The organism is Ruegeria sp. AD5 (assembly GCF_056542345.1).
On the sequence record NZ_JBQFZR010000002.1, the window covers coordinates 25619 to 38330 of the forward strand.

At 56.8% G+C, this 12712-nt stretch carries 12 protein-coding genes; 5 read left to right on the top strand and 7 right to left on the bottom strand.

Annotated elements, in window-relative coordinates:
• The first annotated feature begins 90 nt into the window (after window positions 1-90).
• The 4 genes from ACR0JG_RS08665 (at window position 91) to ACR0JG_RS08680 (ending at window position 3926) form a co-directional block, all read left to right on the top strand.
• Window positions 91-1893, top strand: a complete 1803-nt coding sequence (locus tag ACR0JG_RS08665; protein WP_480569089.1) for a PHA/PHB synthase family protein — start codon at window positions 91-93, stop codon at window positions 1891-1893.
• 132 nt (window positions 1894-2025) lie between these two features.
• Window positions 2026-2472, top strand: a complete 447-nt coding sequence (locus tag ACR0JG_RS08670) for a phasin family protein (protein WP_029621740.1) — start codon at window positions 2026-2028, stop codon at window positions 2470-2472.
• A 135-nt stretch (window positions 2473-2607) separates the two neighbouring features.
• Window positions 2608-3162 carry a polyhydroxyalkanoate synthesis repressor PhaR gene (gene phaR, locus ACR0JG_RS08675; protein ID WP_480569092.1) on the top strand — a complete coding sequence of 185 codons (555 nt, stop codon included), beginning with the start codon at window positions 2608-2610 and terminating at the stop codon, window positions 3160-3162.
• A gap of 8 nt (window positions 3163-3170) precedes the next feature.
• On the top strand, window positions 3171-3926 hold the full coding sequence (locus ACR0JG_RS08680; protein WP_480569095.1) for a trypsin-like serine peptidase: 756 nt from the start codon (window positions 3171-3173) through the stop codon (window positions 3924-3926).
• A 9-nt stretch (window positions 3927-3935) separates the two neighbouring features.
• Here ACR0JG_RS08680 and ACR0JG_RS08685 read toward each other — a convergent pair whose 3' ends face one another.
• From ACR0JG_RS08685 to ACR0JG_RS08705, 5 genes are all read right to left on the bottom strand, one after another.
• The gene (locus ACR0JG_RS08685; protein WP_480569098.1) at window positions 3936-5135 is read right to left on the bottom strand and encodes a DegT/DnrJ/EryC1/StrS family aminotransferase; all 1200 of its coding nucleotides are present in this window, start codon (window positions 5133-5135) and stop codon (window positions 3936-3938) included.
• A 112-nt stretch (window positions 5136-5247) separates the two neighbouring features.
• A complete protein-coding gene (locus ACR0JG_RS08690; protein ID WP_170817600.1) occupies window positions 5248-6552 on the bottom strand; it encodes an NAD(P)/FAD-dependent oxidoreductase in 1305 nt (434 codons plus the stop codon).
• A 12-nt stretch (window positions 6553-6564) separates the two neighbouring features.
• The gene (locus ACR0JG_RS08695) at window positions 6565-7923 is read right to left on the bottom strand and encodes a glutamine synthetase family protein (RefSeq protein ID WP_170393610.1); all 1359 of its coding nucleotides are present in this window, start codon (window positions 7921-7923) and stop codon (window positions 6565-6567) included.
• Window positions 7923-8603, bottom strand: a complete 681-nt coding sequence (locus ACR0JG_RS08700; RefSeq protein WP_480561797.1) for a type 1 glutamine amidotransferase — start codon at window positions 8601-8603, stop codon at window positions 7923-7925. Before ACR0JG_RS08700 ends, ACR0JG_RS08695 begins: the two co-directional genes overlap by 1 nt.
• A gap of 58 nt (window positions 8604-8661) precedes the next feature.
• Window positions 8662-9981: a glutamine synthetase family protein gene (locus tag ACR0JG_RS08705; RefSeq protein WP_480569101.1), complete on the bottom strand. Its 1320-nt coding sequence runs from the start codon at window positions 9979-9981 to the stop codon at window positions 8662-8664.
• 211 nt (window positions 9982-10192) lie between these two features.
• On the opposite strand from ACR0JG_RS08705, the gene ACR0JG_RS08710 reads away from it, so the two are divergent.
• Complete coding sequence (locus ACR0JG_RS08710; protein WP_480569104.1) at window positions 10193-11002, top strand: M90 family metallopeptidase; 810 nt, start codon at window positions 10193-10195, stop codon at window positions 11000-11002.
• Here the strand turns inward: ACR0JG_RS08710 and ACR0JG_RS08715 are convergent.
• Window positions 10999-11805, bottom strand: a complete 807-nt coding sequence (locus ACR0JG_RS08715) for an ABC transporter permease (protein ID WP_170393602.1) — start codon at window positions 11803-11805, stop codon at window positions 10999-11001. The genes ACR0JG_RS08710 and ACR0JG_RS08715 overlap by 4 nt on opposite strands.
• Window positions 11802-12689 carry an ABC transporter permease gene (locus ACR0JG_RS08720; protein ID WP_170393600.1) on the bottom strand — a complete coding sequence of 296 codons (888 nt, stop codon included), beginning with the start codon at window positions 12687-12689 and terminating at the stop codon, window positions 11802-11804. The genes ACR0JG_RS08715 and ACR0JG_RS08720 overlap by 4 nt, the downstream gene beginning before the upstream one ends.
• Window positions 12690-12712: the final 23 nt, after the last annotated feature.

Consider the following 12712-nt stretch of genomic DNA (forward strand, 5'->3'; position numbering starts at 1 on the left):
AGCCTGAGAATTCGGACCATTCGCCGCTTTGCCCCCCGACGCCAACGACGTTATTCTGCACAGCAGCGAGACTAGGGGGGAATTGTTAAAATGACAACTACCGAAGACCAGACGCCAAAACTGACCGAAGAACATATTGAACGACTTAAAGAAAATATGGACAAAGTAGAAGAACTGTCCAAACGCCTGGTCGAGGTCATGGCCGGAAAAACGCCGCACACCCCCGCTCTGGATGGCCCGAATCAAGAGCTTTTTGCAAAAGCAGCAACTGCGTATTGGGCTGAAGCGTTTCAAAACCCCACAAAGCTGTTGGAGCAGCAAATTGAGTATTGGGGAAAATCGGTTCTCAACTTTGCGGAAGCGCAGAAAGCGATGACCCAAAGCGACAGGGATGTACCCCCAGCCGCTGCCAAAGATAAACGGTTTGCCAATCCAATGTGGGAAACCAACCCCTACTTTCGCCTCATTCGCCAGCAGTACCAAACCAATGCCGAAGCGATCGCGCAGGCCGTCGCATCGGTTGACGATCTGGAAACCAAGGATAAACAGCGTCTGCAGTACTTCTCGCAACAGATCATAGATATGATGGCGCCAACGAATTTTCTGGCCACCAACCCCGATGCGCTGGAAAAGGCCATCGAGACCGAAGGGCAGTCCCTGATACAGGGGCTGGAGAACCTCGTGTCGGACCTTGAGGCCAATGACGGCGAAATGGTTGTCAGGCTGGCTGACGAAAGTGCCTTTGAGATTGGCGGGAATATCGCAACTACACCCGGCGACGTCGTCTATCGCAACCGAATGATGGAACTGATCCAGTATAAACCGGTGACCGAGACGGTGCACGAAACGCCGATCGTTCTGTTCCCGCCATGGATCAACAAGTTCTATATCTTGGACCTGAAGGCTCAGAACAGCCTGATTAAATGGGTGACCGAGCAGGGCTATACCCTGTTTGTGGTCAGCTGGGTGAATGCCGATAGTTCACACGCCGATATTGGGATGGAGGACTATATTCAGGAAGGGTTCCTGACCGCCATCGAAGAGGCGAAGAAAATCTGCAAGGTCAAGCAGGTCAACGCAGTGGGTTACTGCATCGCCGGTACGACGCTGAGCCTGACGCTTTCGCTGATGAAGCAGCGCGGCGACAAGTCGATCAAATCTGCCACTTTCTTCACCACCCTGACAGACTTTGGTGAGCAGGGGGAGTTCACGCCGTTCCTGCAAAATGACTTTGTAGATGGCATCGAAGAACAGGTCTCGAAGGATGGTATTCTAAAGGCATGGATCATCGGGCGAACGATGTCTTTCCTGCGATCCAGAGATCTCATCTATACGCCGGCGATCCGCAGCTACATGATGGGTGAAACACCGCCAGCGTTTGACCTGTTGTACTGGAACGGCGACGGGGCCAACCTGCCAGGTCGGATGGCGATCCAGTATCTGCGCGGTTTGTGTCAGAGCAACGATTTCGTCAACGACGGGTTCGAATTGCTTGGCCATAAGCTGCATACCAAGGATGTCGATGTGCCTTTGATGGCGATCACCTGCGAGACGGATCATATTGCCGCATGGAAGGATTGCTATCGCGGGGTGCAGCAGATGGGCGCGAAGTCGAAGACCTTTGTGGTGTCCGAGTCCGGCCACATCGCGGGCATCGTAAATCCGCCCAGTAAGAAAAAATATGGCCATTACACCAATCCTGAGCTGAAGTGTGATGCCGATACATGGCTGAAAGAGGCTGACTTCCACGAAGGTTCGTGGTGGCCGATGTGGGAAGCGTGGTTAAAGAAGCGATCAGGCAAGCAGGTTCCCGCGCGCGATACCGGCGATTCGGATCATCCACGCCTTTGCCCGGCTCCGGGTACCTATGTTTTGGTCAAGGCAAACCGCTGATATCATTTTGAAACTCAAAAATTTCTGCATTGCAGCAAGAAAAAACTTGCAATGCTGCGATGCAGCAATCATATTGCCTTCAAGCTGATGAGAACCGGGGTGGGCCCGGAACGGCTAGAAGGATTTAGGACAATGGCAAAGACCCAAGACTTTACCGCGACCCTGAAAGACATGATGGGCGCGTTCCCGGTTGACACAACCGCTCTGGAAGACGCATTCAAATCGACCGCTTCTCTGAACGAAAAGCTGTCGGGTGTTGCTCTGGACGCAGCTGAGAAATCGGCTGAAATCTCGAACAAATGGACCAAAGAAACCCTGGCCAAACTGACCGAGATGTCGAAAGCAAAAACCGAGCCTGCGGATTACGCAAAAGCTGCAACCGACTTCGCAAGCGCGTCGGCTGAAGTTGCCGCTGAAAACCTGGCTGCTTTCGCTGAAATCGCGAAAAAAGTTCAGACCGAAACCGTTGAGCTGCTGATGGCGGCTGGCAAAGACGCTGCAGAAGATGCAACCGCAGCCGTCAAAAAAGCCACCAACGAGGTGACCGCTGCCGCAAAGAAAGCAGCAACCGCCAAGTAAGTAAGGCTGCGATATAGCACCCATTCCTCCCAAATGGTGTAATCGCTTCGGGCAGGTCGCTTGACCTGCCCTTTCTTTTTGTTCTGCAGTCGCATAACCTCTGCTGCAACGCATCATCCTTGGGGAGGGTACAGGGTGTCGGAACAAGACAAACCGCTGCTGATCAAGCGCTATGCCAGCCGTCGGCTGTATAACACCGAGACCAGCGATTACGTGACGCTTGAAGATATAGCCGGTTTCATACGCGATGGCCGCGAGGTTCAGATCATCGACCTGAAAACCGGTGATGACCTGACCCGTCAGTATCTGCTTCAAATCATTGCCGAACACGAAAGCCGCGGCGAAAATGTTTTGCCGATTAATGTGCTGAACGATCTGGTGCGCAGCTACATGGTGCCGGGCGGGGGCATGATGCCGCAATTCCTGCAAAGCTCATTCGACATGCTGCGCGAAAGCCAGTCGAAGATGATGGAGAACATGAGCGCCATGAACCCGATGTCCCAGATGCCGGGATTCGAGGCGATGCAAGCGCAGCAAAAGGCCTTCCTAAAAGCCATGACCGGTGGTCTGTCGGGGAACTGGTCGGGGCCGGATGATGAACAAGAAACATCGCCCGAACCCAAAGAGGATTTGGACGACATCAAAAAGCAACTTGCCGAGCTGCAACAAAAACTATCGAAGCTGAGCTAGCCTGACCGATGCGCTGGCTGTCTGTTCTGGGCGCGTTGATCTGGGCCCAGACTGCACAGGCCCAAGGCCAGTTTACATCCGTGTGGGAACCTATCTGCACAATGGGTCGGGATACGGCTGCGGGCTGCGACGAGATTCGCGCGCGCGAAATTCTGGATGCAACGACCCCGCCCTGGCGCGCCATTGGCCGGGTCAATTTTGCCAGCCGCAGTCAGCGGTCCCATTGTACAGGCGTGCTGGTGTCTGAGCGGCTGGTTTTGACCGCGGCACATTGCTTGTACAACAGCGCGCGCAACCGCTGGATTCCTCCGGCCAGTATCCGGTTTGCCGCAGGGTATCAGCGCGGCGAGGCTGCCGCCGTGTCCAATGTATTGGCCTATCGGCTGGATTCGGAACAGGGGCGCGACGGTGTATTCAACAATCGCGCCGATCTGGATTGGGCCGTGTTGGAGTTGGCCGAGCCAATTGGAGAGCAGGTTGGTTTTTTCGATATTTCCCGGACTGTCCCGCAGATGGGCACGTTCGCGGGCTATCCCGGATTGCGGCCCCACGTGCTCAGTCGCACCGAGAGCTGTAATGCCGCACAGGCCGGCCAGGGGCTGATGCGCGCGATCTGCCCCGTCATGATGGGGGATTCCGGTGCACCGTTTCTGACGCAAACAGAAACCGGGCTTGCCGTTGCCGGGATTTTGTCACGCGTCGCGCCAACCCCTGACGGGATCGACGCATTGTTAATTTCAGTTCATGACCTTGATCTGCAATAGAACTGACGATCAGGTCCCGTAGACTGGCACCGGGCCAACAACCTCGCCAACAGAAGCCAGCAGGATGTCCGAGATTACGTCCAGTTCATCGCGCGTCAAACGCACGGGCAGACGTACATCGCAGGCCTTCATCAGCATCGCACGGGTCTGTGGCAGTTCGAACTGTTCGGGTAGGAACTGCCAGTTCCAGAAGGCACGAGCGTTATCCTGACTCAGTCCAAAGACCTGCACCTTGACACCGCGTGCCTCGGCTGCGGCGGCAAAGGCGCGGATTTCATCGTCGCTGAGGTCAACCAGATTGAATTGGATCGAATCCGGTGCACGCTGCTCGGGTGTCAGAGGGGCAGGGACATCGATGTAGGGCGATGTGTTCAGACGATCAGCCACATAGTCATGGTTTGCCAGCCCGTCGCGGACACGGCGTGCCAATTCGGGAATTTGCGGACGAATGACTGCAGCGCTGAGGTTGCTCATGCGCAGGTTATACAGTGGCAACTGGTTCTGCCATTTGGCAAAGGCCTGCTCCAGCTCTGGTGAGCCAGAGTGCTTTTTCCAGTTGTGCTCGTATGCGCCCGACATGATGACAGCCCGCGCCACAAGATCCGCATCGTCGCTGACCAGAATGCCACCTTCGCCTGCGTTGATCATTTTATAGGACTGGAACGAGAAGCAGCCGACCTTACCGATGGTGCCAATATTGCGCCCATGCCAGGTTGTGCCCAATGAGTGGGCGGCGTCTTCGATCACCGGGATATCGCGCGCTTCGCACAGCTCCATGATCGCGTCCATGTCCGAGGTATGGCCGCGCATATGGCTGATGATCACTGCCTGCACGCTGTCCAGCTTGGCCGTGAAATCGGCCATATCGACGCGATAATTGTCCCCGACCTCGCACAGAACCGGAATGCAATCCGCGTGAACAATCGATGACGGCACGGCGGCAAAGGTAAATCCGGGGATCAGAACCCGCGCATCGCGGGGCAGCCCAAGCGCCTTGAGCGACAAAAACAGCGCGGCAGAACAGGAAGAGACCGCCAGCGCGTATTTTGTGCCGAGCAGTTCGGCAAACTCTGCCTCCAGCAGGGCAACGGGCGCATCCTGAGGTGCGGTATAGCGAAACAGATCGCCTGACTTCATCAGAGCGTCGATTGCGTCTCGGGCGGCTGCGGGGATGGCTTCGGCTTCATGAACGTTGGGTACAAGCGTCATATTTGGATTTCCCGAATTTTATCTTTGGGAAATATAAATTCGATGTGCAGGCAAGCCAAGTCCCAATTCGCATCGTCAGCGAGATTTCACCAATTCGTCGTAAAGAATGTGTTCAGATACCCAGCCTGTCACGCAGCGCATACCAAGTCATGGCCAGTATCAGCAACGGCGTCCGCAAAGCAGGACCACCCGGGAAGGGCACTGCAGGAACGCGGGCCATGGTATCGAACCCCTCAGCCTGCCCCTGGATCGCCAACGCCATGAGTTGCCCTGCATGGGTCGCGGTGCCGACGCCGTGGCCAGAATAACCCGAGGCGGACAGGATATTTGGCGCAACCCGGGTCAAATAGGGCATGCGCCGCATGGTGATGCCCAGCGTTCCGCCCCATGCGTAGTCGATTTTGACGTCACGCAGATGCGGGAAAATCTCGGTCATCGGCTTGCGGACTTTTGCGGCGATGTCCTCGGGGAAACGATAACCATAGCTTTCGCCACCCCCAAACAGCAGCCTGCCATCGGCGCTTAGCCGGAAATAGTTTATCACGAACTTGGTGTCAGCAACGGCGATATCTTTGGCCAAAACTTTTTGCACTTCAGCGCCCAAAGGTTCGGTTGCCGCGATGAAATTGTTGATTGGCATCACGCGCGATGCAACTTGCCGGTTCAGATCTCCGAGGTATCCGTTGCAGGCCAGAATAACGTGATCGGCAGTGATCGTGCCCTTTTCAGTGCGTACAGTAACACGAGCGCCCTGATCGATGCCAAGAACTTCGGTGTCTTCATGCAGTCTTAACCCGGCTCTGACAGCGGCACGCGCAAGGCCGAGGGCGTAGTTCAACGGGTGTAGGTGCGCGGCACCATTGTCCAGATACCCACCCGCATAGGCTGGTGAGGGGCAAAGCCCGCGCGCGGCATCGGCATCTAAAGTTTCGATTTGGTCGTATTTGTATTTACCCGACAGATGCGCTGCGTGATCATGTAGCTCTGCGCGCTCCGAGTTGTTAAAGCCCAGAACCGCAATGCCGGGCTTCAGGTCGCAATCGATCTGATGTTTTGAGATCAGAGATTTGACCAGATCCTTGGCTTCTTCGGCCAGATCCCAAAGCTTTAACGCGTCTTCATCGCCGACAAGCCGTTCAAGATCCTCTTGATCCAAACGCTGCGCGCTGCCCAGTTGGCCTCCGTTGCGACCCGAAGCCCCAAAACCCGCGCGATGAGCTTCCAGCAGGACAACATCGAACCCAGCCTCAGCCAGGTGCAATGCTGCCGAAAGGCCCGTATATCCGCCCCCGACAATACAGACGTCTGCGGAATGGTCGCCTTCAAGCGCCGGGTGGCGGTCGAAGGCGTGCGCCGTCGCGGCATACCAGCTTGGCGGGTACTCCGCCTTGCGGTCATTAGAATACAGCAGGTTCATCGCGTCTTTGCCCTAGACGTTCATCAGCAGATGCTCGCGTTCCCACGGGGAAATGACCTGCAGGAACTCTTCGTACTCAGCACGTTTGACGATGCCGTAGACACGGGCGAACTCGGGACCCAGAACTTCGTGCAGGGCAGTGGCTTCATCAAACAGATCCAGAGCTTCACCCATGATCTGAGGGATATCGCCGTCGCCTTCATAGGCGTCGCCATAGAATTGGCGGCGTGGGCGTTCTTGCTGAGTCAGGCCCAAATAGCCACAGGCCAACGACAATGCGATACCAAGATAAGGGTTGCAGTCCATGCCTGCGATGCGGTTCTCGACCCGGCGCGCCTCGGGGCCGGACAGAGGTACGCGAATGCCAGTTGTGCGATTGTCGCGTGCCCACTCCAGATTAATCGGGGCCGCATGGTCTTTGACGTAGCGGCGATAAGAATTCACATACGGTGCCATCACCGCCAGCCCTGCAGGCAGGTGGTTCTGCAAGCCGGCGATGAAGTGATAAAACGCATCCGTCTCGCCACCTTGTGGACCGGAGAAGATGTTCTGTCCCGTTTCTTTTTCGATGATCGAGTGATGGATGTGCATGGCCGACCCCGGCTCATCTTCGATCGGTTTTGCCATGAACGTAGCAAAGCAGTTGTGACGCAACGCGGCTTCGCGGATCAGGCGTTTGAAATAGAATACCTCGTCCGCCAGCTTCACCGGATCGCCATGACGCAGGTTGATCTCTAGTTGTCCGGCACCGCCTTCTTGCGTGATCCCGTCGATCTCAAACCCCTGAAACTCGGCAAAGTCGTAGATGTCGTCGATCACCGGCCCGAATTCATCGACCGCTGTCATCGAGTAAGCCTGCCGCGCCGCCGCAGGTCGGCCCGAGCGGCCCATCATCGGCTTGATCCCTTGCGCGGGATCTACATTCGGCGCGACAAGAAAAAATTCCATCTCGGGGGCGACAACCGGCTTCCAACCTTTGTCGTGATACATCTTCACAACGCGTTTGAGCACATTGCGGGGGCTGAAAGGGATCGGCTCGCCATCTCGGTCGAACGCGTCGTGAATCACCTGCAAGGTCCAGTCGCCCGTCCAAGGAGCGGCCGACGCAGTTGAGAAGTCGGGTTTCAGGATCATGTCCCGCTCAATGAAACCGTCCTCACCTGCAGCTTCGCCCCAATCCCCTGTGATGGTCTGGTAGAAAATGCTGTCGGGTAGGTGAAAATAGGATTGCTTGGCAAACTTTGACGCCGGGACCGCCTTGCCGCGGGCGATGCCGGGCAGGTCAGAGATGATGCATTCAACCTCATCCAGCCGTTTGCCTTCAAAGTAGGTGCGCGCCGCCTCAGGCAGCTGATCTGTCCAGTCGGCCATCAGGCCCTCACTTTCTTTAGGAACTCTGCCATGTGGTGCCCGATTTTGGCATTATCATCCGGGGCATCTTTCCGGTTCGCTGCCGCCTGCATCAACGCATCGGGAACCACGCCTTTGCCTCGGGTCTCCATCAAGCCCTGTATGAACTCATTTCCATATTCAGGATGGGCCTGCACGGTCCAGATCGTATCGCCATAGTTGACCATGGCGTTTTGGCAAAAGTCATTCGTACCGGAGACCACCGCACCTGCGGGCAGTTTGGTCACTTGATCCTGATGCCAAGCATTCAAGGTGACGGTCTGATCGCCAAAGCTGTATTCCGTGCGTCCTACAGCCCAGCCACCATCAAACTTTTCCACTTTTCCACCAAGCGCTTGTGCGATGATCTGATGGCCAAAGCAAACACCAATCAAAGGGTTCCCTGTCTTCTGAATATCCCGGATCAACTGTTCAAGCGGGGGAATCCAAGCGTGATCTTCGTATGCGCCATGACGAGATCCGGTGATGATCCACCCGTCGGCCTGATGCGCGTCTTCCGGAAACTCACCATCGACCACTGCGTATGTTTGGAATTCAAAGCCGTTCCCACCCAGTAATGCGCGAAACATGCCATCATATTCCCCGAATTGTTCATGCAATTCATCGGGTGGGTGGCCGGTTACAAGGATGCCGATTTTCATAGTTCACCAAATTTGATCAAATTTATTCTAGCGGAGCGAAGCGAGCTGGGCAAGAGGTTCAAACGCTCTCAAGATAGCTGAGCCAGTGCTCGTCAGGGGGGTGGGACGCGAATCGTGCAATTTCCTGCCGTTTGGTCATTACCAGGTTGCGGATCAGATCGTCCGGGAAAATGCGCGCAACTACCGGGTCAGTTTCGAAAGCAGAGATGGCCGACGGCCAGTCGGCTGCCAGCTGCGGCAGATCCGTCAACTCATAGGCATTGCCCGAAATCGGGCTGGGCGGTCGCAGGCCATCCTCGATCCCAACCATTGCCGCGCCCAGAACTGCGGCCAGCATGAGATAGGGGTTGATGTCACCGCCAGCAACGCGATGTTCGATCCGTCGGGCGGCAGGGGCACCACCCGGAATGCGCAGGGCCGCTGTGCGGTTTTCATAGGCCCAGCTTGCTCCGGTGGGTGCGTGGGCACCAGGCACCAGGCGCGTGTAAGAATTGCCATGAGGAGCGAAGATCAGCGTAGAGCCGGGCATCGCGGTCAGACATCCAGCAACCGCCGAGCGCAGTTCATCGGTTCCCTCGGCCCCTCCGTCATCGAAGACATTGCGTCCATCGACATCGACGACCGAGAAATGCACATGCATCCCGTTGCCCGCATCCTCGGCATAGGGCTTGGACATGAAGGTCGCTGTGTAGCCATGCTTGCGTGCCACGCCACGCGCCAAGGTCTTGAAAAGCCACGTATCATCGGCGCAGCGCATGGCGTCCTGATGGTTCAGATTGATCTCGAACTGGCCGATCCCGCTTTCAGATATTGCAGTCTGAGCGGGAATACCCATAGCGGCGCAACCATCGTAGAGATCGGTGAAGAACGCATCAAACGCGTCCATTTCGGCCATCGACAGAACGGCTTCGTCCCGCAGCCTGCGGCGCGTGACCGGGTTGATCGGAGGCTGCGGTTGGTCGCCTGAGGCGTCAAGCAGAGTGAACTCGAGTTCGGTGGCGGCGATGACCGACCAGCCCCGTTCGGAAAATCGATCTAGAACCGCAGAAAGCGCGTGTCTCGGATCGCCCGCAAAAGGCGTGCCGTCATCGTGGTACAGGCACATGAGCACCAGCGCGGTGGGTGTATCAAGCCAGGGCATGGGAACCGGATCACGCCCGGTGGGGCGCAACACACCATCTGCATCACCGCTTTCGAAGACAAGCGGGCTGCCTTCGATATCAGCGCCCCAGAGATCGACATTGAGCGCAGAGAACGGCATGCGTACGGCGCCTTTGTCCAACTTGGCACCGTATGAGGGCGGCACGCGTTTGCCACGCATCTGACCGTTGAGGTCACAGGCGGCGACGCGGAATGTATGCAGGGCGCTCAGGTCCATTGGGGGCTCCGTGGTCTAGTCACGAGAGGTTTAAATCAGGATTAGCGTCTTGTCACGAAATTTGATCAAATTACGAACAGGCGTCGCTTGCGGTGGGGCGCGATGTTGAAAATCAACCGACTTGTACAGTGGTCGAGACCGCTGTCTTCCGAGTTGTACAACATTCAGGTGCCCGATTGTGCCGGGCGTAGCGATGCCTATAGTCTCATATATGTTCATCTTTCTTACCATAGTGTTACTGATCGCAGGCGGGGTCGGCTATTACGTCTGGTCCAAGAGACAGGCCCGCGCGGCGCTGTTGGCGACGCGTCTGACCTCGGATCAACGGGACATCATTGATCAGCAAGTTCCCATCATCCGGCGGCTGCCCGCCGGGCTGCGCAGCCACTTGGATGGCAAGGTGAACCTGTTTCTGGATCAAGTGAGCTTCTACGGCTGCGACGGGTTGGAAGTGACTGAGGAGATGGAGCTGTCGATTGCGGCGCAGGCCTGTTTGCTCGTGATCAATAGCGACATTTGGTATGACAATCTGACGACCATTCTGATCTATCCCAATGCGTTCAAGTCAAAGCAGCAGCGGCGCTCGGGCTATGTCGTGTCCGAGAAAGAGATCGTGCGGACCGGGGAAAGCTGGGATCGCGGACCGGTCATTTTATCATGGGCACACAGCCAGCAGGGCGCTCTTGATGATCGCGACGGGCAGAACGTAGTGCTGCATGAATTTGCGCATCAGATCGATGATCTGTCCGGGGGTACAAATGGCGTACCGATCCTGAGTGAAGGGCAGAGCTTTGCCGAATGGGAAAAGGTATTCCTGACCGCCTATGACGCGCATGTTCACGCGGTTGAATGCGGGCGGCGGACAGTCATCGATCCGTATGGCGCGACCGGGCATGAAGAGTTCTTTGCCGTTTCGGTTGAAGTGTTCTTTGAGCGCCCGAAGGCGCTGAAGCACGAGGTGCCCGAGGTCTATGAGCAGCTTTCGAAACTGTTCCGGCTGAACCCGGTGGAGTGGGCTTAGCGCGCCAAATTTAGTCGGAAGCGCATCTTGGCTTTCCGCTCGGCAGGTAGGTGGCGGTTCAGGCGTTTGTTGACCCTTCCGAAGCCCCAAACGATGACCAGCGTCAGCAGGATGAAATAGAACGCCAGAATCGGGTAGGGGATGAACGGGTTGAACGTCTTGTCCGCGAAGTAGCTGGCGTAATAGAGCGCGTCGCCCCGTTGTTGCCAGGCCGGGAAGGCCGAGAAGAAGACCAGTGTGGTGGACTGGAAGACAAAGATCGCTTCGTTCGTATAGGCGGGCCACGCCAGCCGCAGCATTGTGGGCCAAACGATACGTCGGAAGCGCGACCAACCGGACATGCCATAGGCGTCGGCGGCTTCGATATCGCCCTTGGGGATCGAACGCAGGGCGCCATAGAAGATCTCGCCCGAATAGGCGGAAGTATTCAGGAACAGCACGATCAGCGCCCCCAGCCAGGCCGAGGTGAAGGCGTCGAACATCGGATAGGGCTTCTTCAGCGAAAGGAAGAAGAAATAGGCAAAGAAGAACTGGATGAACAGCGGCGAGCCGCGGAACAAAAAGATGAACCACTCGGACGGTTTACGCAGCCATTTATTCGACGAGGCTTTGCCGACGGCCAACGCGGTGGCGAGGAAGAACCCCGTGACCATCGCCATGATCCCGAAATAGATATTCCAGATCATGCCCGAGCCGATCAGCGTGAAGTGCTCGCACAGGGTGAAATCGGTTTTGGGCAGCAGGCGCTCGCCAAAGCCCAGCGAACGGAGGCCGTAGTCCTGAATGGTCTGGATGCAGCTCATGCGGTGGTCTCCTTGCGCAGAAGCTCTCCGCCCGATGTGGCCTGACCATGGGACAGGCGGCGCATCAGTTTCTCAAGCCCGATTTCCGATACACGGGTCATGCCGAGGTAGAAGATCAGCAGGGCGAGGAAGTACCACATGCGCCAGTCGCCATGAGGGTAATCGGTAAAGCGGGATGTTTTTGTGCCGCCCAACTCGCGAGCCCAATAGACGATATCTTCGATGCCCAGCAAGAAAAGCAGTGGTGTGGCCTTGATCAGCACCATCCACAGGTTCGATAGGCCAGGTAGGGCGTAGACCCACATTTGCGGCACCAGGATACGCCAAAAGGTCTGGCGGCGTGTCATGCCGTAGGCTGCGGCCGTCTCAAGCTGGGCGTGTGGTACAGCCCGCATGCCGCCGAACAGGACGTTGGCGGCAAACGCGCCGAACACGATAGAGAATGTGACGACGGCAAGGAAGAAGCCGTAGGTTTCATGCACCCATTCGGGTGCAGTGCCCAGCGGCAGCTTGGCGGCCTGACAGACGATGAAGTCGTTGCCCTGCCGCACCGGATCGGTCCATTCGGGGCAGAGCACTTTATGGCGCAGCCATTCAAAGCCCTGATCCAGAGCGATCACGAAGAACAGAAAGAAAGCGATATCAGGCACGCCACGCACGATGGCGATATAGGCCTTACCCAGCCAGCTAAGCGGCGGGAAATGCGATCGCGCTGCCATAGCGCCGGCAAAACCGAAGCTCAGGGCGACCGGGGCGGTGACGGCCAGCAGACCCAGCACCTTGAAGAACGACAAGTAGAACGACCAGTGGACGCCATTGGTCAGATAGCACGAGAACCAGCGGAACGTGCCCAGCGTGTCAGGATCAGCGCAGTAGGAGAACATAAGGCGTCTTTCGAACGTCGTTA

Coding starts and splice junctions, on each gene's coding strand:
- ACR0JG_RS08665 (WP_480569089.1), top strand. CDS start 91: ATGACAACTACCGAAGACCAGACGCCAAAACTGACCGAAGAACATATT.
- ACR0JG_RS08670 (WP_029621740.1), top strand. CDS start 2,026: ATGGCAAAGACCCAAGACTTTACCGCGACCCTGAAAGACATGATGGGC.
- ACR0JG_RS08680 (WP_480569095.1), top strand. CDS start 3,171: ATGCGCTGGCTGTCTGTTCTGGGCGCGTTGATCTGGGCCCAGACTGCA.
- ACR0JG_RS08685 (WP_480569098.1), bottom strand. CDS start 5,135: ATGACGCTTGTACCCAACGTTCATGAAGCCGAAGCCATCCCCGCAGCC.
- ACR0JG_RS08690 (WP_170817600.1), bottom strand. CDS start 6,552: ATGAACCTGCTGTATTCTAATGACCGCAAGGCGGAGTACCCGCCAAGC.
- ACR0JG_RS08695 (WP_170393610.1), bottom strand. CDS start 7,923: ATGGCCGACTGGACAGATCAGCTGCCTGAGGCGGCGCGCACCTACTTT.
- ACR0JG_RS08700 (WP_480561797.1), bottom strand. CDS start 8,603: ATGAAAATCGGCATCCTTGTAACCGGCCACCCACCCGATGAATTGCAT.
- ACR0JG_RS08705 (WP_480569101.1), bottom strand. CDS start 9,981: ATGGACCTGAGCGCCCTGCATACATTCCGCGTCGCCGCCTGTGACCTC.
- ACR0JG_RS08710 (WP_480569104.1), top strand. CDS start 10,193: ATGTTCATCTTTCTTACCATAGTGTTACTGATCGCAGGCGGGGTCGGC.
- ACR0JG_RS08715 (WP_170393602.1), bottom strand. CDS start 11,805: ATGAGCTGCATCCAGACCATTCAGGACTACGGCCTCCGTTCGCTGGGC.
- ACR0JG_RS08720 (WP_170393600.1), bottom strand. CDS start 12,689: ATGTTCTCCTACTGCGCTGATCCTGACACGCTGGGCACGTTCCGCTGG.